This is a genomic window from uncultured Tateyamaria sp., assembly GCF_947497045.1.
Taxonomy (GTDB): Bacteria; Pseudomonadota; Alphaproteobacteria; order Rhodobacterales; family Rhodobacteraceae; genus Tateyamaria.
On record NZ_CANMEU010000021.1, the window covers coordinates 1 to 20,729 of the forward strand.

A 20,729-nucleotide genomic window follows, 5' to 3' on the forward strand; every position below is an offset into this window, starting at 1 on the left:
CTTAACTAAGCCCAGATGAGCGACGACTCCTCAAAGTCAAACCGCCATCTGTCTCAAACCATTTGATGACGGACACTCCGGCAATGCAGGTTTGAACCCGGCCTTCAGGCCAGTCCAGCCCTTGAACAAAATCCACCTGCTGCGTTGAAGGCGTGCTGGGATCAGGGTGCACCAGCCAGTGCATGTCGATGCCCTCAGGCGCGTCGATCTGCTGGCGGTCCTCTGCGGCGGTGATCTCGAACACGGCCACACCTTTGGCGTCGCGCGGCATGGCCTCAAGCGTGGCAGCCGCGATGGGCAGAGCGGATGGGTCAGCGACGACCAGATACCAGTCGGCATCAAAGCTGGTCACCTTTGCCGGGCTTGGCCCCATAAAGCCAAGGAAGTCGCCGGCGGTTGCATGGCTTGCCCAACGGGATGCCGGGCCGTTGTCACCATGGGCCACAAAGTCGATATCCAGCTCTTGGGTATCAGCGCGGTAGTGACGTACAGTGTAGGTGCGGCGCAACGGGGCAGGTCCGCCCTGGAACCGTGCGGCAAAAGCCCCGCGGCTCTCGCCCACGTCCGGCAGCATCAGCTTGCAATTACCGCCTTCGCGTCCCTCGGGAAAGCCCTCAAGCTCGGGCCCAGCAAAGGTCACGCGGATCATGTTGGGGGTCAGATACCACGCTTTCTTGACTGTCAGAATTCGGGGCTGCGGGCGCCCTGACAGGGTGCTGAGCTTTTTGCGGGCGGTCGCGAGTACATTCATAAAGGGTCCTTACGTTATTTCTGACTAATATAGTAGGATATAGAAGTGCAACAGTGAGGATCAAGCCTCAGGCTGGTCGTTTCTCAGGGCTTTCAGAGGCCGGCGCATCAAACGAACCCGTCCATTTGCGAAGACTGAAGATGTCAAAGTAGATCGACAGCAGAGTGGGGAACACCAGCACAACCAACACCATCGCGGCCAGCAGGCCAAAGGCCACGGAGACCACCAGCGGCACAAGCGTCTGCACCTGCGGAGAGCTGTCAAATATGATCGGCAACAGTCCTACAAACGTGGTTGAACTCGACAGCAAGATCGGGCGGAAACGTTCGCGTACCGCATTCAGCGAGGCGGCGACATAATCATCGCCCTTCAGGTGAGTTTGAAAGAACGTCAGAAACAGGATCGCATTGTTCACCACAATCCCCGCCAGCGAGGCAAATCCGATCAGGCTGGGCATCGACAGGTCAAGCCCTAACGCCCAGTGCCCCAGCAACGTGCCAATCAGCGCAAAGGGGATCGACAGCATCACCACGATCGGCAAACTGTAAGAACGGAACTGGAACGCCAGCACCATGTAGACGCCGATCAACCCCAGCCCCAGCATGTTGATTATCGACGCCATGGAGGCCTGCTGTTCCTGCGTTGCGCCCGCGATGCTGACGTTCACGTTCGGAAAATCGACGGTGAGCTTCGGGGCCAGTTCCTCCAGCACCACAGCAGAGATCGCGCCAGAGGTTGTCACCGCATTATCAATCTGCCCCTGCACCCGCGCGACGGCCAGCCCGTTCTTACGCGACACGCTGGGATAGCTGTCGGTTGCGACCATGTCAGCCACAGTGGCCAGTGAGGTCTGCGCCCCATTGGCAAGGATGATCGGGAACTGCTCAAGCTCCGTGATATTGGCAATCGTGTCGGCCAATTGCACCCGTACAGTGCGCGCGCTCGCGCCAAATTGGAAGCTGTCGGTCTCTGATCCTTGGAACGCCGTGCGTAACTGCCCAGACAAGGATTGCGGGGTCATCCCTGTGGAATACCCAAATGTGTTGAGCGTGATCTGCACCTCGTCCCGCCCGCCGTAGAAGTCCTGATAGGCTTCGGTTACGTCCTCGCGCGCCAGCAGGTCGCTCAACAATGTACTCGCAGCCGCCTCCACTTCGGTCAGGGTACGCCCGGTGATCTCAACATCCAGATCCAGGCCCCCGGGCCCGCTTTCGGCCTGCACAAAGCTGATCTGCACCACATCTGCCAATGGCCCGGCGGTGAGGCGCCACTGCTCTAGAAAACTATCGGCCGCGACGTTGCGCAGTGCGCTTTCCAGCAGGTCCACCGTGATCGTCGCCGTGCGCGATCCGTTATCGTTCACATCCGGGTTAACACCGTATTGCACCAGCACCCGTTCAACCAAATCAGCTCCACCTACCGTGCCTGGGGTGAGCGCGGCATCGACCTCTTCAAGGGCAGCAAGCAAGGTGTCAACCGTCTCAACTGTGCGTTCACGGGCGATGCCAGAGGTCAGGGCGACGCGCGCCACAACCGTGTCGCCTTCGCTAGACGGGAACCCGATGACCTTGATCGTGCCTGAGGCAACCAGCCCAACAGAGAGGATGAAACCAGCAATGACACTTCCCAGAGTGAAGTAGCGAAAATGGGTCAGCGTCGTGGCGATTGGCATGACCACACGTTCGCGGACCCACTCCAGAACCCTTTCAGCGATGCGCAATTTGACTGGCGCATCCGGATCGCCTTCACGGTGGCTTAGGTGATGGGGAAGGATCAGGAAGCCTTCGACCAGTGACAACGCAAGCGTGATGAGCAAGACCATCGGAATAAACTTGAGGATCTGTCCGAAATCACCGCTGAGAAACATCAGTGGGCCAAAGACGCAGGCCGTGGTCAGGAAAGAGGCCATGACGCCGGGCAGGACCTCCATCGTGCCTTTGGTCGCTGCCTCGAGCGGGCCTGTTTTGCGCCGCCATTTGTCGATGTTTTCGGCAATCACGATGCTGTCGTCCATGATCAAACCCACGGCCATCAGCAGGGCGATCAGCGTGATCATATTAATGGTGATGCCCAACAGCCCCATCATGAACAGCCCGCCAAGAAACGATACAGGCAGCGCGGCAGAGATCCACAAGGCTTGGCGTAGGGAAAAGAACAGCCACATGGTGCCAAAGACCAGCACCAGCCCGATGCCGATATTGCCGACGATCAGATTGATGCGCTCCTCGACCAACTCCGAGAGGTTGTTGATCACTGTAAGGTCAAAGGGATCCGGATAAATCGCGCGCTCCGCTTCCAGAACTGCATTGACGCTTTCAAAGACCCGAATGCTGTCATCATCGGCGGACTTGGTAATCGAAATTATGGCAGTCGGATCACCGTTGATAAAGCTTTGCGCATTTTCGTCACTGTCCACCAGTGACACGGTTGCCAGATCAGACAGGCGGACCACGCCACCGGCCGTCGTTTCAATGATGATCAGGTCCTGCAATTGGGCCACCGTGCGGCTGGCACCAGCATAGCGCAACACCAGATTGCGGTCCGAGAACGCAGCACTGCCCAGGGGTTGGCGGAATGAGCGCGCCTCAATCGCGTTTACAAGATCACTGCTGGTCAGGCCAAATTCGCGCAGTGCCTGCTGATCAAAAGTCACTTGTAATTCGCGATCACTGATGCCCGATACTTGCGCGGTCGAAACGCCGTTGAGGGCCAACAACTGATCCGCGAGTTCATCAGTATACCCGATCAACCCATCTTTGCCGGAGATGCCAGAGACCGCGATCAGGGCAACAAGATCATCGCGGGCAGCAATCTCAATGCTGGGGGTTTCAGCTGCATCAGGAAAGTCCTGAACACCTGATACGGCTGAAGACACGTCGCTGAAGAACTGGATGAGGTTGCCACCCTCACTCAGCTCAGCCGTTGCAACACCGCGCCCTTCCAGGGACAGACATTCAAAGTCGGTAAGTCCCGTTGTGCCACCAATCGCAGTGTCGAGGGGCGCACATATCTCTTCGTCCACGTCGAGCGCCGAGGCACCGGGATAGGCGACGCTGACCCGCACAGTATCGGCGGCAAAACGCGGGAAAGTTTCGCGTTCCAGACCGGTGATGACAGAGACACCCAAGATAACGATCAGCACCATCAGCAGATTGGCGGCCACCGGGTGGCGCGCAAAATAGCCGATCATTGCGAGCCATCCTGAGGAATCATTGTCAGGGCCAGCCCCTCAATAGGGGGGCGCGGGTCCGAAAGCACGACACGATCTCGGTCTGACAATCCTTCTGAGACGACTACCCGCTCCCGCACCACGGGGCCAAGTGTGACCAAGGCCGTTGCCAATCGGTCTTGCGCATCTGCCATATAAACAAAGGTTTGGCCCGCATCATCCTGACGCACGACAGCGCGGGGGACGGTGATGACGTTGTCCGCCGGGGCGGCTTCAAGGCGTACAGTGACAAAGCCACCGATCTCAAGCGGCGGACGCTGAGCTGTGGTGTCCACCATCAGCGGATCATCCACCCTGACGGCTAGGCCAACGGTGCCGGTGGCGTCATCGATTGAGCCGCGAAAACGGGTCAAGGTTGCAGGGTAACGTACTGTGCCGTTTGCGGTGTCAACCGTCACAAAAACCCCGATGCCAACCTCATTCAAAAACCCGATGACGTCTGTGGCATCAATTTCGCCCGTGCCGGAAAACCGATCGCTGAGCGCGCCCCGCACCAGTGTGCCGAAATCACGCGGGCTGAAGGCACCCACCACCTCAAACTGATCAATAGCCACCAGTTTCAGCAACTCGGTCCCGGTGCGCACAAATTGCCCAGTTTCCACCGCTTCACTGGACACACGGCCCCGAAAAGGGGCGCTGATGGTGGTGTTGGCCAGCCCTCTTTGCGCTTCTGCCAGTTCTGCCTGCCGCAGGGCCACCGTGGCCTGCGCCGAGGCGCGCTGCGACGGGTAAAGCGCCAGCGCATTGTTCAGATTGACCATGGAGTTTTCGGCTGCAAGCAGCGTCTTTTTGGCCGCGTCCAGCGCTGTGCCCGTTGTTGTGCCTCGCTCAAAAAGCTGCTGGATCCGGTCGTATTCCGCCTGGGCTACGTCAAAGCTGCGCTGCTCGACCTCCATGAGGTTCCGGGAGTTCGCTTCTTGCCGTGTCAATTGATTCAGGCTGGCTTCAGCTGCGGCGATGTTCGCCTCCGATTTGGAGATCGCCAATATGAAATCGGTCTGATCAACCTGGACCAGCAGCGTACCTGCCTCAACCACTGCACCAATGGCAAGCCCTTGAAGCATTTCGCTGACCCGGCCATCCACCTGGCTGACAGCGGACCATTCGCGCACCGCCGTCACCCGGCCAAACCCTTCGGCACCCAGCACAACAGGGGCGGGTACCACGGTCTCAAACCGAACGGCCTGTTTGATTTCCGCAGGCGGCGTTGCGGGGTCTTCCTTGGGTTGGGTCATCCACATGAAGCCCAAGACTCCAAGAACAACGGGTGGCACAATTAGAATCGGCTTGAAGTCCATGAAAGCAGGTCCAATCCTGTTACGTCAGTATTGTATCGCCAGTAACAGTTGGCACTGGTGGCAGGGTCAGGTCAATCGTCTGATCCGGCCTTGAACAGGACGCGACCGCGCTGGCCGATCAATTCTGGAGCACCCGTGACTGGGTGGAAATAGCCTTCGACCCGCTCGCCTTCTGGTGTGGTTCCATAGACTTCCCAACAGCCGCCGTCCTCTTTCATGAAACGCACGGACCAACCTTCGGATTCCAGTTTGGTGGTGAGGTCAGCTTTGCTCATCCAGTCGGCCTTGTTGGTGGCTTCGCATGTATGCACGCCGGTCGCGCCAGCGCTCAAAGGCAAAACAAGGACGGTTGAAAGTACAGCAAGGGACAGTTTGAAGGACATGGTTAAGTCTCCTGTGGGTTTCTGTTGCGTTTCTGTAGGAACTGAAAGGCGCGGTATGTCTCAAGTGTTGCCAGAGGCAGAAAATGTACAAGCGCAGGGCCAAGGTTGTTGTGCACAAAGATCCAGTGCACCAAGGTTGCCGCTGCCGCTATGTAAACAAAACGTTGCAGCGTTTTCCAACGCGGGCCCAAGCGGCGCACAGCCCCATCAGTCGAGGTCACGGCGAGGGGCACAAAAATCACCATCGCCAGCCAGCCTGTCCAGATGCCCAGGGCAAGGAACTCGCCCAGAATGGCACGCAGGCTGCCCATATCAACCAGGTAGAGTAGCGTATGTAGCAGGGCATAAAAGAACGCGGCCATACCGATATAGCGCCGCCGCTTTATCAGCCAGCGCACAAAGCCCGAGCTTGGGAAAAGCATCCGCAGGGGCGTCAACATCATCGCGATGATCAAGAAACGTGCGCTGAATTCGCCGGTTGGATGCAGCAGCATCTGCGTCATCGGCATGCCATCGGGACCAGTAGTGCCTGACAGCAAGGTTGCCGTCATCGGGATCGATGGCAAGGCTAAAACAGCCCAGATAAAAAACCGATGGAGCAGTAGATTGCGGAACACTAAGAACCCTCAATGGGAGACGCTGTAATTTAGAACGGCTGGTCTTGACGTTTCCGTCGAAGAATTTTGGGATTTATTTTGGGGATCTCCAATTCCCTGCAGAAGAGTACGTCCCTCAGTTTACCTGCCAGCTGCCACTCGGCGGTAGCAATATCGATTCTAGATCAAGTGGTTGCGCGACCGACCAAAGCTGCCGCTCGAAAGCGGCGTCTGAACAAACTTCAAGCGTTAAGTCACGTACAAGGTAATGTGCCGGAAACTTCGCTGCAAAAGGCGTCAAAACTGAGGGACCATCTGCGATTGTAATACAAAGCGACGGATCTGACTCAAACTTTAGTCGCGCGCCCTGGCTTGTCCATCCAGTCATTGGCGACCCACAATCGCTTAACACAATTGGGGAGCCCGCGCTCGGGTGATTTACGGCCAAACATTTCGCGTATTGCGGCATTTCCAATTCCGATCGATCAACTGACCATTGGAATCGTTGATCGAGATTCCACATCCCGTCCTTGCAGGTATGAACTATGAATTCACCGTCCAATTCAACAGCGTCGCCATGGCCAGGAATATCAATGCAGAGATGGCGGGGCTCGTCCAATGGCAGAGCGGAACGAATGTAGGTTGCCGCGTCAGCGCCATTTAGGGCATCTGGCTCGGCTGGTTGTGAACTGGCGAACTGCGCTCCTGAGAAAGTGATGATCGCGCACAGAAACGATTTCTTAAACATGTTTGGGATTTCCTTGTTTTATTCGAAAGCTGGGCCTTATCAAGTGTTTTCTGTTCGCTCGCTTTGGGAGGTTGGTACAGCAAGCAACGTTTTGAGCAGGGTCGATCAATGCATCAGTACGATACTTGCCAATAGACTTATTGTGCTGCGTTCGACGGTCGCGGGTGGAACGCATGATCTTTGCTTAGTTCCAAGCATGTCAATCAGATACGGCCCGCACATGAATTTTGTATCATTGCCGCTTTGCACTGTGGACCGTGCCCGCTTGGAATAAGTTCCGCTGATTGTCTGTGCCGTATCCAATCAATCCCGTCGAGGACATGATGTTGCGATTCAGATCGAAAATGAGCGTGATAAAATCGGGGCGTGCAGACTGATCCCAGCTGAGCACAAAAAGCCCATCGCTCATTTCACGCGATCGATATGGAATATCTTTTGCGCTGTTGCCAGCGCGCCGACCTGCAACCCACTCGTATTGTGCCATCCCGTCTTCGAAAGAAAGAACCATGCGCGCGCCGTTAGCGTCATAACTCCAGTCGATGGTTGTGCCATCAAGTACGTGTTCGTTTTTTTCAGACTGCGCAATGGCGGGCTGGGTGCAGAGGGTGACAGCGCAAATGATGGCAACTGATGAAGTTCGTTTCAGTGTTCTGAGCATTGGATGTCCTTTCTAAGAATGAGAACCAAGTGTTGTGATAATGTTGGAGTGCAGTCATTGCGCAGCGCGCGCCCTGCTATCCATCGGTTTTGCCCTCTTTATCACCGAAAGAAAGGCCGCGATCTCCAACGCTACGATCACCACATGAACACCAAAATCCGCAAGCGGAGACGCAGGCGCATTTGCATATGGGAAGAGCGGATCAATCAGCATTTCTTGGCCTTCGCGCAAAATACTCATGCCAAGGACAACGAGAATTTGGTGGGGATTTTGCGTGAACAGCACGATGATTGTAACAGCAGTCATCGCGACAAGCCTGCCAGCTGTACTGTATATGACATTCAGATCAGGAGCGCCGCCTATGGAAATGCCATAGCCGAGCAGCGTTGCATGATCGAAATAGAACCAGAAGATTTGTATGCCCATGAATGCGATGAGCATAGCCATGAGCAGGTTCACCCATAGCGGGATTGGTGAGCTTTTGAACACGTGTGTCGCTCCTAAATTCGTGCGGGTCCAGAATTTTGCTTGCAAGCGCCATTCTCAATGCTCATGCGCCCGGCGATACCCCGGTGATGTAGCGGTAGCTGTCTTTCAACAACGCGATGACAACATTCAGCTCGTCCTGATTGGTCGGCACGAAGATCATCACAAAACCCTCCCACCCAGGGCGGCGGTTTGCCCAAGGATGAGACTCGGCCCAGCCCAAAGCAATCGCTCGTTCTGCGAGTGCAGGATCAAGCGCTGCATGCAAACTTCCGTCGGGATGCATATGCGCGATTTCCCGGCCCACTACAATTGATGCTGGATTGGCGAGTGGCACTGTTCGATCAAGATTGAACCCGATCGATCCGGGAAACCCGATACGAGTCTCTTCAAGTTTGATCCCTTCAAAAGCGCTCACCGCTTCCAACAGTCGCCGCGACATTTCCGGTTTGGTCTGTGGGTTGATCTAGACATGCGGCACAGAACCAGTGGTAACTTGGCGAGGGCCTGCGCGTTCCGGGAGATCAATAGACTGTCCCCAAGCAAAAACTGGTACCAGAGCCATGATCAAAACTATTGCTGCAATCCGATGTGCTTGAGTCATATTTCGCTTCCCCTGATGATGCCGTTGAAACGCAGCGCGCAATAGCTGGCCAAGGCACACAGCGCCCCGATGAACATGAAAACAGATACCCCACCTGCAGAGACGAAGTTATCTGGTTTTTCAGCGAAGGCTTCCAAAGCATCACTAAGCTCGCGAAACACGCCGGCCAGAAAAATGACAAGACAAGCGGCGGCGTCGCGCAAAAAAGCCGCCACTAATGCACCAACTCCATCACCCAATTCCCGGCCATCCCATCCTATTGTATGGGTTTCCATCAAGCCCGATCCAAACAGGGCTGGGATGCCTAACACAAAACCAAAAGCGATTTCGATCCACAAAAAGATGGTGACCCAGATCGAAATGCCGGGTGGGCTGAATTTGTTCTTATGGGACTGTGCCATGCGACTGATCCCCTTTGACCAAATGAAACAGGCCGCAACCTTCAGTCGCGACCTGAGTGTAGAATTGCGGATCAACGCCCGTGGTATGCGTTGCTTACGGCGAAGGTGTCTTCTAGCCAATTCCACAAGACGATTTTGCCGTCTTTGACTTTGACCCGCAGGCCAAACGTGAACTCGCCAATGTCAGCGCCGGACTTGGCCATTTTCCCATTCATTTGACCAAAGACAGCGAGTGTATCGCCACGGGCAAAGACATCTTCATTTTCCCATTTGGTGGTTTGCCAGTTGGCACTGAACGTCTGCAGGAACTCAAGAATCTCTTCTTGACCTTTCCAAGGGCCAATCCAAGGCACAGTTTTGTCGCCTCCGTTCAGCCAAACCATTTCGTCATCCATCAGCGAAATCATTGTTTCCATGTCGCCGTTGCCCATCGCACCCATGAACGCCATGGCTGTATCGAAGGTGGCTTGGCTGACAGGATCCATATCTTGTGCGGTTGCAGGTGCGCTGAATGACAAACCGCCGATCAGTGCGGCAGATAGAAACGCGTTTTTGAACATGTTAGTCTCCATTGAGGTCAGAAATGGCCAGCAGTCATGTGGTTGTTGAAGTCTAGCGGCCAGAAAGCTGTTGAAGGGCTCCAGCCCAATCTTCGACGTGGTAGGAACGAACGATCTTGCCATCGACCACCTCGTGGATGTCGATTGTCATGATGTCAAAGCTGCGCCCCTGTCCGTCTACGCCGAAAAACGGGGCGACTGGCGTACCAGTGGCCCGGCTGCGAACTGTCACAAAGTTTCCGTCTTCATGCATGTCTTGTACTGCCCAGTTCAGGTCCGGGATCAGCTTTGCAAACCCACCGACTTGGCCCAAAAAGGCGTCGCGTGACTTATTTTTGCCACTGTAGTCACCAACACTTTCCCAAGTATCCGCTGTCGCGGCGACGAATGCATCTGAGCTTGCTTGCGAACCAGGGTTCGACAACAAGTTATAGAATGCCTGCACAGTTCCTGCATTGTCTGCGAGTGTCGAACCAGCCATTGCCGAAAAAGCAATCACGGCCCCCGTCAAGGTTTTAGGCGCAAAAGACATGTATGTTCTCCATCGATCGTTTGAGTTAACTTGACTTCAGACTCAAGATTGAGCCCTTTGTGAGGGCTTTATGAAACAAGTTGTACTACTATGCAACGAAATGTTGCATAGTATTTGGAAGCGTCGTGACCGAAGATCCGAGAATAACTTTCACGCGAGAGAAAGCTCTTAAGGCATCGCAGAAAATTCTGTTGGAAAACGGAGTTTTAGCGCTCAATCATGGGGCTGTCTCAAAAGCCACGGGAATTTCGCGCAGTACCCTCTATCGCCATTGGGCCGACGTTAAAACGCTCAGGGATGCAACCTTTCGACGAATCGCGACGCCACAGAACGTTGCTCCTCGGACTGACGGCCCGTTGCGGGCGGACCTGCTTTGGTTGTTGGGGATTCTGGTCGATGCCCTCAATGAAACGCCATGGGGGCGCGTTGCGCCTCATGTTATTGCAGCCTCAACGAGCGATGAGGAAGCAAAGCAGGTGATCACAGGATTCATGAAAGATAGGTTTGCATTTGTCGAGGCGGTATTTCAGGCAGCGATTGAGCGCGGAGAGATCCACGCGACGGCCCCAATCAACCAACTCATTGAAGTTGCAATTTCCGTTCCTTACTTCCGAAAACTGGTTTTGCACGAACCACTCAACCAGCACTGGCTGGAGCAACACGTAGACCAAATCTGCCGTATGGCGCATTTTGCAGCAGGTAATACTAAGGAATGACAGAAACATCAGACGCCAACCCGAAATTTTGTTGGCGATCTCAGCATCAAGTTACCACGGGGCCAACGTCTGGATCTCATGTCAATGGGGTCACTGCATAAAAGTGACAATATTGTCCGGCTCGTACGAACTTTACAGGAACATCGGCGTTTTCAGCCCGTTTTTCGGTCCCTGAGAGCGTTGTAGAGGCTGGTTTTACTGATTTTGAGGCGGGCAGCGGCCTCTCGGACGGTCAATCCATCGCTGATATGGGCTCGTGCCTGCTCCAGCTTTTTGGGCGTTACGACAGGCTTGCGCCCGCCTTTTCTGCCGCGCGTTGCGGCGACCTTCAATCCGGCCTGTGTGCGCTCGACAATGAGGTCACGTTCTGTCTGGCGTCAGCGCTTGTGGGACAGATTTGAGGTTTTCGTAACGGAGGATTTTTGGTTTATCGCAGCCGATATGGAGCGAAGAGGAAGTCCGGGAAAGAGGCTTTGGCTATGAATGCGGTATCGCAAGGTTCCGCGGAACGTCGCGTGGGCATATCATGAGTCTTGGGTCCGGCATGTTGAAAATGCTGTTCTCGCTCAAGACACGGCGGCTTTTGGGCTGCCACATCGTTGGCGAAGGTGCCACGGAACTGATCCACATCGGTCAGGCGGTGATTAACTTACAGGGGACACTCGAGTACTTTGTGGAAAACACGTTCAACTATCCAACACTAGCAGAGGCCTATAAAATTGCCGCGCTGGATGCCTGGAACAGGATGCCCTGGGACAATAATGGTGCAGCAGAGTAGAATTTCTTTGCGACGGTTCTGTAGCATAGAAATGCTATTCGGATTCAGGTTGGTCTGATGTTCTTAGTGTCAACGAAAATAGAAGCCATGACAGCGATACCCAAGCCAACGATTGCTGCATTCTTCTTTCCTGCGTGACATCAAAGACTGGACTGAACCAGAAACTCAGAGCGGTAATCTGAAACCAGCAAGTGAGTAGGGGCCTCGTCCTCGTCAATCTTGGCAAAGCGACCAATGGGCTCACGGAAGATGTTGTCTGTCAGATCATCATTCACAGTGGACACCTCCCCAATAAGAACATCGCCGCCCTCACCCCAGAATGCATGCCAATCACCGGGCATCAATGTGATGCTCTCACCGGGTGCAAACTTCAATTTTTCGCCCGGCGCGAAAGTGCGTTTGATCCCATCACAAATCACGGTGCCCCCGCGATCGGGATCGAAATGACCCTTGTCGTCGGATCCGAAGAGCTCGATCACCATTGTGGCACCGCCACGGTTGATGATGTCTTCCGATTTGATGACATGCGTGTGCATCGGGCTGATTTGATCTTGTTTCGAGATCAGCAGCTTTTCGGCGTAAACCATCCCACCGCCGCGCTGCAGATCTGCCAGAGATCCGTTGCGCAGAGTGAACAGAAACAGGCCAAGATTATCAAAGTCACCTTGCCCGTAATCCGTAATATCCCAGCCCATCCTCGCTTCGATAATCCGGGTCGCAATTTTCTTGCGTGCGCGGAAGTCGTCTGGCGTCCAATAGGCGAATTGCGGCAGGGTGAAGCCATGGCTGCGGATCATGGCGTCGGCTTCTGCCATGATCTGATTGATGCGCGAACGCTTCATTTTTGCGCCTTTGATTGGGTCAGGAACTCAATCACCATGGCAGCGGTCCAGGTGAAGCTTTTACCGCCGCAAGGTTCGCCTGAAGTTGGGTCATAATATTCGGCAAAGCCGCTGTTTGAGATCAGCTCGAGGCTGTCGCTTATGATCCGTTCCGCCACGCCCTCTTCGCCTGCGGATTTCAGCCCGTCAGAGATCAGATAGTTCACAATCAGCCAGACCGGGCCACGCCAATATCGCTTGCCGTCAAAATGAGGCGATATCACCGGTTGGCTTGGCACAAGGTGACGGCAACTCTCGCCAAGATCCATGATCCGCGCGCCAATTTGTTGCGCTCGGTTTGGTGGAATCGGAGCGACAACTGCTAGCAGACCAGCGATTGACGGGTTGTCCACCTGCTGGCCCGCCTTGCGATCATAGCACAGGTATTGAGTATAGGTTTCGCTCCACAATGTTTCCATCGCGGCCACGCCTTTATTGGCTCGGGCACGATTTCGTGCGGCAATCTCTGGTTCCCCCAGATCATCCGCAAGCTCTGCCAGGTCTGAACATGATCTGATCAGTATGGCGTTAAACCCGGGATCAACAATCTGGAACGGCGAGGCCGCATGGAGCTTGGAATTGTCCCAGCCCAAGTTGCGGAAAAGTTGGACTAGATAGATGTAGCGCTCATATTGGGCCTGTGTCGGCCTGTGGCTGGCATCTGCATGTTCCAGATCGCGCCGCTGGAAGGGCATCACCCCATCCGTGGGTACAAGCTGAAACGCAGCATCCCAGTCAACCGAATTGTCCCGTCCAGACTCCCAGGGGTGGATCAGGGCCACAAGCCCGGTCCCTTCTGGATCACGACAGCGATAAAACCAATCGTGCCATGCATCGATTTTCGGCAAGAGTGCTTTGGCTTGTGCAGTGCCAAGCACCTTGTCATTCGCACGCTCAAACAGCTTGCGCGCCGCAAACCCTGCAACAGGCGGTTGTGATATCCCCGAGGTCGGGACCTTGCGCCCGGTTTGCCAGACATCAGGCCCCGGAAAATACCCCTCATCTTCTTTGTGGAACACGATATGGGGCACCAAACCGTCGTCCCATTGGTGGTTCATGAGGGTCGACAGCTCGACCCAGGCGCGTTCTTCATCATAGAACGCAATCCCCAAAGCCGTCAGTGCGCTATCCCAATTCCATTGGAACGGGTACAGGCCATGCGTGGGCACCGTATAGGAGCCTTGATCATTGCGGCGAATGATGTCCACGGCGTGATCGACAAGTGTTTGAGCCACGTTTGAATACTTTCTAATTGCTCAGGCCACAGCGAGAGTTGTTTCAGGATCAAACCAACGAATCCGGTCTTTAACCGGAGCAAGTTTGAGCGTCTCGCCGGGCTTAACCTGCATTTCGCTGTCGAGGATGGCTCGGAACAGCTTACCATCCAGTTCACAAGTGACCAGCAGATGCGCCCCCAAAGGCTCGACCACTTTCGCAACTGCCGGGAAGCCGTTTTCGGCCAGTGTCATGTCTTCAGGACGGATGGCGAATTGCAGGTTTGAGTTCGCTGCAGACGGTCCGTCGAACGAATGACCTGCGACGCTGAATTTCCCGCCACCCTGCGGCGTCGCTTCAAGGAAGTTCATCGGCGGGTTGCCAATGAAGCCTGCCACGAACTCTGCCGCCGGGTTGCGATATACTTCAATCGGCGAAGCCGCCTGGACGATCTTGCCTTCGTGCATGACGCTGATCCGGTCTGCCATGCTCATGGCTTCCACCTGGTCATGGGTCACGTAGATCGCGGTGGTGTTGCTTTCGGCCAAAACGCCTTTCAGCTCGGCACGCATTTCCATCCGCAGCAAAGCGTCGAGGTTGGACAGCGGCTCGTCCATCAAAATGACATCCGGCTCCATCGCCAAAGCGCGCGCCACGGCGACACGTTGCCGCTGACCGCCTGAAAGCTCGCCCGAGTAACGCGTCAGCAACTGCTCGATATGCATCAGACCCGCCGTACGCTCGACACGGCGTTTGACGTCGTCATTCGACATTTTCTGCATGCGCAGACCAAAGCCGATATTCTCAAACACCGTGAGGTGCGGGAACACCGCGTAGTTCTGGAACACCATCGAGATGCCGCGATCTTTGGGTGCCAGGTGATCCACCCGCTTCCCGCCGATCCAGATCTCGCCTTCTGTTGCCGTCTCCAACCCGCAGATGATCCGCAAGAGTGTGGATTTGCCGCAACCCGAGGCCCCCAACAGGACCATGAATTCCTGATCGGCGATGGTCAAATTGATGTCGTGCAATGCTTGGTATTCGCCAAAGCGTTTCGCGACGTTTTTGATTTCGATAACAGCCATTTTCTGGGCTCCTTTATCTGGCAACCGCGCTTAGCGGTTGGCGATGCCCCACATCGCGAAGAGGTATTTCCGAACAGCGAAGATGAAGATCAGCGCTGGCACGACAAGAATGAAGCCACCTGCGAATTTCAGGTGCAGAGGAGAGGTGTCGAGGTTCTGCAGCAGAAACGCGGTCAGTGTTCGGTTCTCGATGGTCAGCACGGCGGCCGCGAACACCTCATTCCACGAGATTACGAAGGCAAAGATGGCCGATGCCGTGATGCCCGGAAGAACCAGTGGCAGGATCACCTTTTGAAACGCCGTCACACGGTTGCAGCCAAGGGTCCATGCGGCCTCTTCCAGCTCGATCGGGATTCCCGAGAAGAGCGAGAAGGTGATGAGAACCGCAAAGGGAATAGCCAGTGTCGTGTGCACCAAGGCCAGGCCGAAGACAGTGTCGTCGATCCCAGTGCGGATGAACATCACCGCCAGGGGCAATGCCAGCAAGGGCAATGGGAAGGCGCGTGTCAGAAGGATCAAGAGCCGGAACAGTTCCTTTCCCCGAAACTCAAAGCGCGACAGCGCATATCCCGCGGGTGCCCCGATAAGGATCGACATCACCATGGTCATGGCCGCCACCAGGATCGAGTTCTTCAGCGCCGTAAGGATACCGTCGAAGCCTGCAAAGAAGGTCAGACTTCCCAAATCAAACTCTGGGATGAACGACTTTGGATAGGCGTTCACCGCTTCTGGAGAGCTGAGCGTATTGATCAGCAGGAAATAGAGCGGCACCAGAACCCAGGCACAAAGCAGGACGACACCGGCGACATAGACAAAGCGGCCTGCTTTGCGCGTGTCTTGGCTGGGCTCTGCCACGTCAGTTGTTGCGGCGGTCATATCGTAGCTCCTTTCGGAACGCGCAGGGCACGCATGATGATCAGGGTGAAGGTGATCGAGATCGCAAGGATGATCAGTGCAATCGCTGCAGCCGCACCGCCGTTGAGCAGTTCAAACTGATAGGCATATGTCTCGCCCATAAGCACGGGGAACAATGTTCCGCCAAGGGCCTGGACAACTGCGAAGACCTCGAACGCCAGAATAACCCGAAGCACCAGCGCTGTTTGCAGCGACGGGCGCAGCATCGGCAATGTGATCTTCAGGAACCGTTGCCATGGCGTGGCACCAAAGACTTCACCCGCTTCATAGTATTCTTTCGGGATCAGGCCGATACCGGCCACAAGGATCACCAGCATAATCGCAGTGGCGCGCCAAATCTCGGCAAGCATGATTGCGACGAAGACCATGACAGGGCTTGTATAGCTCAGGAAATTCGTTGGGCTGTCGATCAGCCCCAGGCCACCCATCATCGAATTCAGGAAGCCGGATTGCTCGAAGATCGCGAGCCAGATGATACCAGCGGCCAGATCCGAGATGCCCAGCGGGATGGTCCAGACATAGAGGATCAGATCGCGCCCCTTCTTCATCTTGGTGACCATCGTCGCCATCAAAAGCGACAGCGCCAGCTGGATCGGCACCACGGCGAGCGCGAGCAGAAACGTGTTCTTAAGCGAAATAGGGAACTTCCAATGTTCGGTAACATCGCGGAAGTTGGACATTGTAAAGCCAGAGCCATTGCTGAATGCCTGCTGTGCAACCAGCACAAACGGATAAAGAAAGAAGAGGCACAAAAACAGCGTGACCGGCAAAATCAATACGTAGGGCAAAAGACGCGGGTTCATAAGACCGCTCCCCGATTTGACGCCTAAGCGCAGATTTCGATAACTTTGCGGAGGGTGTCCGGGCCGACCAGCGGCCCGGACTCAGGAAGGTGCTGCTCAGAGCACCCTTGGGAGGTTCACTCGACCGGGCAAGCGCCTTCGGACGGAGCATCAGGAGCCCAGCAGGGCGCGCCTGTCTCATCCATGATGCGTTTCAGGGTCTTTTTCTGATCCTCAAGCACCGCCTCGATGGGTTGACCAGCAAGGATGATGCGCTCGAACGTGTCCACGAAGACGCGGTTGAAGTCGCCGCCCTTATCGCCTAGACCCGCAGGAAGCAGACCCGGGTTCGCATCGGGCGAGGCGCTCATGATCGCGACTGCATTGCCAGCGGCCTGAACTGATGGCGGCAGATCACCGGGCAATTCAACATCAACCACTGGGAAGAAGTTCGTGGCACGCAGTGTCGCGATTTGCGTCTCTGGCTTCAGCATATGCGCGATCAGCGCCTTTGACGCTTCCATGTCGGGCGCGGTGCGCGGAATGCCGACACCGGCAATAACCGGCATGAAGCCACGGCCTTCTGGGCCGGCAGGTGCCGGGAAGGCGACAAAGTCATCCGGGCGCTCGTTAAATGCAGCCGCAAGACGCGACGTGTGGTCGAAGGCGATCCAGACATCTTCGTTCAAAAGCTGCTCTTGCAAGAACGAGAAGTTGGTTGAGCCTGGGTTGGTCACCGCCCAAAGCTCTCGCATCTTTTCCCATGCGACGACGGCCTTGTCCGATGCGAATGTCCGCACAACGCCATCTGTATAGGACGGGTAAAGGTAACCCTGGAAGAAACGGTGCTTCAGGCCTTTGGGGCCTGCGGGGAAGCCGAACTTGGCCTCCCCTGTCGCTTCCATAACATTCGTCGACCAAGCGATCAGTTGATCGTAGGTCAATGTGTTGATGTCGGCACCTTCGGGCAGGTGTTCAAGCGCCTTCTTGTTCGCCGCCATGATATAGCTGGCCTGCATCCAGGGGATGTATTTTGCGTTGCCAGTGCCGAGCTTTGCCAGGTTGTTAAACGTATCGCTCGCAGCACCAAGCCCCAGATCATCAAGATCAACCAGATCATCCGTGTTCATCGCAGAAAAGTCGCCATGAAGTGCGCCCAAAACACCAATGGTCCCTGTGCCGGCGCTGAGCTCGGCGTTAAGCCGTGTGATCCATGGGCCACCGTCGTTTGGCTGGTAGTCTACTTCTCCTGCGCCAGAAAGCACCTGTTCACGCATGGCTTGCGCTTCTTCAACCGGCTTTGCTTGCGTCGACCAGAACAGCACCTCGGCCTGCGCGGCAACCGCTGAGCAGGATATCGCGATGCTGGATGCGGCAACGAAGAATTTCGATAGTAGGGTCATGTTTCCTCCCAAAATTATATGAGGCCATCTTCAAAGATGGCGCTCGTTCGACCGTCACCGCGCGTTTAGCTCGGCGCCCTCGGGTTGGATGCGGGCAAAGTGGTGGTGCTTGACGAATCTCCCCCTGCCAAAAATATGATATAACGTTATATCTACTGTCAACAGATTTCTCGGAAATTCTCGGGCCATACGCGCTTGATGGAGCGAAATACAGTTGCAAGGGCGCGCGAATTGCGCCATTTCTTGGTGTAACGTTGTATCTATCTACGAGCAGAAGCGTGTCCCGAAAGCCGACCTTGAATACTGTTGCGCGTGAGGCTGGCGTATCTATTCCGACCGTCAGTCAAGTCATGCGTGGAGCTGGCCGGATATCCGAAGAGACGCGTGAGAAAGTGTTGAGGGCAGCCCGAGACCTGCACTACGTGCCGAACTCGCGTGCCGCCGCGATGCGGTCAGGTGAAAACCGTGAAATCGGCTTTGTCATCAACCAACTCGGTAACCCGTTCAATGCCGAAGTGGTCAGCGGTGTCGTCGATCTGTTGGAAGCGGAAGGGTACCTTGTTTCTATCGTCGATACGCGTGATGACCACGAGCGCCAGGCACGTCAACTTGAAGCCTTTATTCGCCACGGCCGCGGTGGGCTGCTGTGGGTACCTGCTATCGACACTTCCGACGAAACTTTCGACCTTCTCGCAGCGCAGGGAATTCCCGTCGTCACGTTTCTACGAAATGTGCGTCGCGATCTCGATCATGTTGGAATTCGAAACGCCGAGGCGACATCGATCGCCACTCGCCATCTCGTGGACCTTGGGCATCGACAAATTGCCTATCTCGGTGGCACCGACCTGACAATTGTGCGCAAGCAACGAATCTCGGGCTATGAAGAGGTCATGGCAGAGGTTGGCTTGGCGCCCTCGGTCGTGTGGGACTCTGAGGATAACAAGATTGCCGGGCTCGACGCCATGTCGGCATTGCTAAGCGCTCATCCAAATACGACTGCTGTCGTATGCAACGGTGATATGGTTGCACTTGGCGCATGTTTGGCTGTCACGAGGGCGGGCCTTGTTCCCGGTCGAGATGTTTCGGTCATCGGTTTTGACAACATTCAAGATGCTGCCGTCTCCACGCCACCCTTGTCGACGATGGCTGTGTCTCCCCATAAGCTAGGGCGCAAATTAGCGCGTGCGTTACTCGACCGAATTGAAGATCCGGACCTCCCGGCTACGGCGGTGGAAATCTCTGCGGAGCTTTTATTGCGAGAAACCACTGGTGCACCGGCTCACGTTCAACTCAATAGTTAGAAATTAACATAAGACTACTTATGCGATATAGAACTTGTAGCCGCAAAGCTAAAATGTCACCCGTGAGCAATTCAGGAATGTCACTCTGCCCTCAAAAATCAATGAGGGTGAGCAGACATGGGATGGGTGATTATGAGCGAGCGCGAGCTGAACCGTGTGGAGGTGCTGGCGCAGGTCGATGATGGTCGGTTGAGCGTGGACAACGCGGCAAACATGCTGGGCCTGACACGGCGGCAAATATTCCGGCTGTTGAAGCGGTATCGGCAGGATGGTGCGTCGGCGATCCGGCACAGGGCGCGTGGCAAATCCCCAAACAACCGCATTCATCATGCCAAGCGCGACTATGCGCTGAGCCTTATCAAGGAGAGTTATGCCGACTTCGGGCCGACCTTGGCCGCTGAGATGCTGGCCGAACATCACGGACTCAAAGTGTCGCGCGAGACGGTTCGCAAATGGATGCAGGAAGATGGTATCTGGCTGTCTCGCAAACAACGCCGGACATTCCACCAGCCGCGCTTGCGTCGGGAATGCTTCGGCGAGTTGATCCAGATCGACGGGTCTGATCACAGATGGTTCGAGGATCGAGGCGATCCCTGTACCCTGCTCGTTTTCATCGACGACGCGACCAGCACATTGATGGAGCTGCGTTTCGTCACATCCGAGAGCACGTTCAGCTACTTCGAGGCCTTGGAAAGCTATCTGCTGAAGCATGGCCGCCCCGTTGCCTTCTACAGCGACAAGCATACCGTCTTCCGCGTTCCAAAACCTAATGAACACATGACCGGCATGACCCAATTCGGGCGCGCCCTCGCGGAGTTAAACATAGAGATCATTTGCGCCAATTCTTCCCAAGCCAAAGGCCGCGTCGAGCGCGCGAACCGCACGTTGCAAGACCGCCTGGTCAAGGAACTGCGCATCGCAGGTATCTCTAACATGGATGATGGCAACACGTTCCTTGCGGGTTTCGTAGAGCGCTACAATGCCAAGTTTGCAAAGGCTCCAGCCAAGTCGGACAACCTGCACCGGGCCTTGAACATCGAACCAGATCGCTTCGCCGAGGTCTTCTGTCTGCGCGATAAACGCTATGTCACCAAGGATTTGACGCTCAAGTATGACCGCAAACGCATTCGACTGGAGGTCAACGATCTGACACGCGGATTGGTTGGCAAATACGTCGATGTCTATGAGATGCCGGACGGGCGCATTCAGGTGCGCGCCAAAGGTGTCGCCCTACCCTGCAGCATCATCGATCCACACCAACAGCGCGTCACGCACGCCGCGATAACTGAGAACAAGCATCTTGTAACCCGTCACGGCCTTTGAGACAGACAGTGTCCGTCATCAAATGGTTTGAGACAGATGGCGGTTTGACTTTGAGGAGTCGTCGCTCATCTGGGCTTAGTTAAG

Annotated in this window: 20 protein-coding genes and 3 pseudogenes; 4 read left to right on the forward strand and 19 right to left on the reverse strand. The window is 55.5% G+C overall.

What is annotated here, in order from left to right:
- Position 1 precedes the first annotated feature (1 nt).
- The 12 genes from Q0859_RS20815 to Q0859_RS20870 all read right to left on the reverse strand — a co-directional run bounded on the left by Q0859_RS20815 (position 2) and on the right by Q0859_RS20870 (position 10,246).
- On the reverse strand, positions 2-751 hold the full coding sequence (locus Q0859_RS20815; protein ID WP_299154956.1) for a siderophore-interacting protein: 750 nt from the start codon (positions 749-751) through the stop codon (positions 2-4).
- A 67-nt stretch (positions 752-818) separates the two neighbouring features.
- A complete protein-coding gene (locus Q0859_RS20820; protein ID WP_299154957.1) occupies positions 819-3,941 on the reverse strand; it encodes an efflux RND transporter permease subunit in 3,123 nt (1,040 codons plus the stop codon).
- Complete coding sequence (locus Q0859_RS20825; RefSeq protein WP_299154958.1) at positions 3,938-5,221, reverse strand: efflux RND transporter periplasmic adaptor subunit; 1,284 nt, start codon at positions 5,219-5,221, stop codon at positions 3,938-3,940. Before Q0859_RS20825 ends, Q0859_RS20820 begins: the two co-directional genes overlap by 4 nt.
- Before the next feature lie 128 nt (positions 5,222-5,349).
- Positions 5,350-5,661, reverse strand: a complete 312-nt coding sequence (locus Q0859_RS20830) for a PepSY domain-containing protein (RefSeq protein WP_299154962.1) — start codon at positions 5,659-5,661, stop codon at positions 5,350-5,352.
- Between the two features lie 2 nt (positions 5,662-5,663).
- Positions 5,664-6,212 carry a ferric reductase-like transmembrane domain-containing protein gene (locus tag Q0859_RS20835; RefSeq protein WP_299154965.1) on the reverse strand — a complete coding sequence of 183 codons (549 nt, stop codon included), beginning with the start codon at positions 6,210-6,212 and terminating at the stop codon, positions 5,664-5,666.
- A 181-nt stretch (positions 6,213-6,393) separates the two neighbouring features.
- Positions 6,394-7,005 carry an RICIN domain-containing protein gene (locus Q0859_RS20840; RefSeq protein ID WP_299154968.1) on the reverse strand — a complete coding sequence of 204 codons (612 nt, stop codon included), beginning with the start codon at positions 7,003-7,005 and terminating at the stop codon, positions 6,394-6,396.
- 232 nt (positions 7,006-7,237) lie between these two features.
- Complete coding sequence (locus tag Q0859_RS20845) at positions 7,238-7,663, reverse strand: hypothetical protein (protein ID WP_299154970.1); 426 nt, start codon at positions 7,661-7,663, stop codon at positions 7,238-7,240.
- Between the two features lie 54 nt (positions 7,664-7,717).
- Positions 7,718-8,152: a hypothetical protein gene (locus tag Q0859_RS20850; protein ID WP_299154972.1), complete on the reverse strand. Its 435-nt coding sequence runs from the start codon at positions 8,150-8,152 to the stop codon at positions 7,718-7,720.
- 61 nt (positions 8,153-8,213) lie between these two features.
- A complete protein-coding gene (locus Q0859_RS20855; protein ID WP_299154974.1) occupies positions 8,214-8,591 on the reverse strand; it encodes a luciferase family protein in 378 nt (125 codons plus the stop codon).
- A gap of 158 nt (positions 8,592-8,749) precedes the next feature.
- On the reverse strand, positions 8,750-9,154 hold the full coding sequence (locus Q0859_RS20860; protein WP_299154976.1) for a hypothetical protein: 405 nt from the start codon (positions 9,152-9,154) through the stop codon (positions 8,750-8,752).
- 71 nt (positions 9,155-9,225) lie between these two features.
- Positions 9,226-9,714: a nuclear transport factor 2 family protein gene (locus Q0859_RS20865; protein WP_299154978.1), complete on the reverse strand. Its 489-nt coding sequence runs from the start codon at positions 9,712-9,714 to the stop codon at positions 9,226-9,228.
- Between the two features lie 52 nt (positions 9,715-9,766).
- Entirely contained in the window at positions 9,767-10,246 is a 480-nt protein-coding gene (locus Q0859_RS20870) for an ester cyclase (protein WP_299154981.1), read from the reverse strand.
- Between the two features lie 125 nt (positions 10,247-10,371).
- Here Q0859_RS20870 and Q0859_RS20875 point away from each other — a divergent pair, with 125 nt between their 5' ends.
- On the forward strand, positions 10,372-10,962 hold the full coding sequence (locus Q0859_RS20875; RefSeq protein ID WP_299154983.1) for a TetR-like C-terminal domain-containing protein: 591 nt from the start codon (positions 10,372-10,374) through the stop codon (positions 10,960-10,962).
- Positions 10,963-11,114: 152 nt separating this feature from the next.
- Here the strand turns inward: Q0859_RS20875 and Q0859_RS21585 are convergent.
- Positions 11,115-11,336 (reverse strand): annotated as a pseudogene (locus Q0859_RS21585) (helix-turn-helix domain-containing protein); the annotation flags it as partial.
- A 71-nt stretch (positions 11,337-11,407) separates the two neighbouring features.
- On the opposite strand from Q0859_RS21585, the pseudogene Q0859_RS20880 reads away from it, so the two are divergent.
- Positions 11,408-11,740, forward strand: a pseudogene (locus tag Q0859_RS20880) (Si-specific NAD(P)(+) transhydrogenase); the annotation flags it as partial.
- Positions 11,741-11,880: 140 nt separating this feature from the next.
- Here the strand turns inward: Q0859_RS20880 and Q0859_RS20885 are convergent.
- The 6 genes from Q0859_RS20885 to Q0859_RS20910 form a co-directional block, all read right to left on the reverse strand.
- Complete coding sequence (locus Q0859_RS20885; protein WP_299154984.1) at positions 11,881-12,582, reverse strand: D-lyxose/D-mannose family sugar isomerase; 702 nt, start codon at positions 12,580-12,582, stop codon at positions 11,881-11,883.
- A complete protein-coding gene (locus Q0859_RS20890; protein WP_299154987.1) occupies positions 12,579-13,856 on the reverse strand; it encodes a trehalase family glycosidase in 1,278 nt (425 codons plus the stop codon). Before Q0859_RS20890 ends, Q0859_RS20885 begins: the two co-directional genes overlap by 4 nt.
- A gap of 21 nt (positions 13,857-13,877) precedes the next feature.
- Entirely contained in the window at positions 13,878-14,921 is a 1,044-nt protein-coding gene (locus Q0859_RS20895; protein ID WP_299154989.1) for an ABC transporter ATP-binding protein, read from the reverse strand.
- 30 nt (positions 14,922-14,951) lie between these two features.
- Complete coding sequence (locus tag Q0859_RS20900) at positions 14,952-15,797, reverse strand: carbohydrate ABC transporter permease (RefSeq protein ID WP_299154990.1); 846 nt, start codon at positions 15,795-15,797, stop codon at positions 14,952-14,954.
- Positions 15,794-16,639, reverse strand: coding sequence for a sugar ABC transporter permease (locus tag Q0859_RS20905; RefSeq protein WP_299154992.1), 846 nt, complete (start codon positions 16,637-16,639; stop codon positions 15,794-15,796). The genes Q0859_RS20900 and Q0859_RS20905 overlap by 4 nt, the downstream gene beginning before the upstream one ends.
- A gap of 116 nt (positions 16,640-16,755) precedes the next feature.
- Positions 16,756-18,021: an ABC transporter substrate-binding protein gene (locus tag Q0859_RS20910; protein ID WP_299154994.1), complete on the reverse strand. Its 1,266-nt coding sequence runs from the start codon at positions 18,019-18,021 to the stop codon at positions 16,756-16,758.
- 296 nt (positions 18,022-18,317) lie between these two features.
- Between Q0859_RS20910 and Q0859_RS20915 the strand changes: the two genes are divergently transcribed.
- Entirely contained in the window at positions 18,318-19,322 is a 1,005-nt protein-coding gene (locus Q0859_RS20915; RefSeq protein ID WP_299154996.1) for a LacI family DNA-binding transcriptional regulator, read from the forward strand.
- A gap of 117 nt (positions 19,323-19,439) precedes the next feature.
- Positions 19,440-20,624 (forward strand): annotated as a pseudogene (locus Q0859_RS20920) (ISNCY family transposase); the annotation flags it as partial.
- Between the last annotated feature and the right edge of the window lie 105 nt (positions 20,625-20,729).

Bases quoted from the DNA above. Each gene is read 5' to 3' on its own strand.
- Q0859_RS20855 (WP_299154974.1), bottom strand. From the start codon at position 8,591: ATGTCGCGGCGACTGTTGGAAGCGGTGAGCGCTTTTGAAGGGATCAAA.
- Q0859_RS20835 (WP_299154965.1), bottom strand. From the start codon at position 6,212: ATGACGGCAACCTTGCTGTCAGGCACTACTGGTCCCGATGGCATGCCG.
- Q0859_RS20885 (WP_299154984.1), bottom strand. From the start codon at position 12,582: ATGAAGCGTTCGCGCATCAATCAGATCATGGCAGAAGCCGACGCCATG.
- Q0859_RS20820 (WP_299154957.1), bottom strand. From the start codon at position 3,941: ATGATCGGCTATTTTGCGCGCCACCCGGTGGCCGCCAATCTGCTGATG.
- Q0859_RS20840 (WP_299154968.1), bottom strand. From the start codon at position 7,005: ATGTTTAAGAAATCGTTTCTGTGCGCGATCATCACTTTCTCAGGAGCG.
- Q0859_RS20895 (WP_299154989.1), bottom strand. From the start codon at position 14,921: ATGGCTGTTATCGAAATCAAAAACGTCGCGAAACGCTTTGGCGAATAC.
- Q0859_RS20900 (WP_299154990.1), bottom strand. From the start codon at position 15,797: ATGACCGCCGCAACAACTGACGTGGCAGAGCCCAGCCAAGACACGCGC.
- Q0859_RS20860 (WP_299154976.1), bottom strand. From the start codon at position 9,154: ATGGCACAGTCCCATAAGAACAAATTCAGCCCACCCGGCATTTCGATC.
- Q0859_RS20870 (WP_299154981.1), bottom strand. From the start codon at position 10,246: ATGTCTTTTGCGCCTAAAACCTTGACGGGGGCCGTGATTGCTTTTTCG.
- Q0859_RS20845 (WP_299154970.1), bottom strand. From the start codon at position 7,663: ATGCTCAGAACACTGAAACGAACTTCATCAGTTGCCATCATTTGCGCT.
- Q0859_RS20830 (WP_299154962.1), bottom strand. From the start codon at position 5,661: ATGTCCTTCAAACTGTCCCTTGCTGTACTTTCAACCGTCCTTGTTTTG.
- Q0859_RS20865 (WP_299154978.1), bottom strand. From the start codon at position 9,714: ATGTTCAAAAACGCGTTTCTATCTGCCGCACTGATCGGCGGTTTGTCA.
- Q0859_RS20815 (WP_299154956.1), bottom strand. From the start codon at position 751: ATGAATGTACTCGCGACCGCCCGCAAAAAGCTCAGCACCCTGTCAGGG.
- Q0859_RS20910 (WP_299154994.1), bottom strand. From the start codon at position 18,021: ATGACCCTACTATCGAAATTCTTCGTTGCCGCATCCAGCATCGCGATA.
- Q0859_RS20825 (WP_299154958.1), bottom strand. From the start codon at position 5,221: ATGTGGATGACCCAACCCAAGGAAGACCCCGCAACGCCGCCTGCGGAA.
- Q0859_RS20905 (WP_299154992.1), bottom strand. From the start codon at position 16,639: ATGAACCCGCGTCTTTTGCCCTACGTATTGATTTTGCCGGTCACGCTG.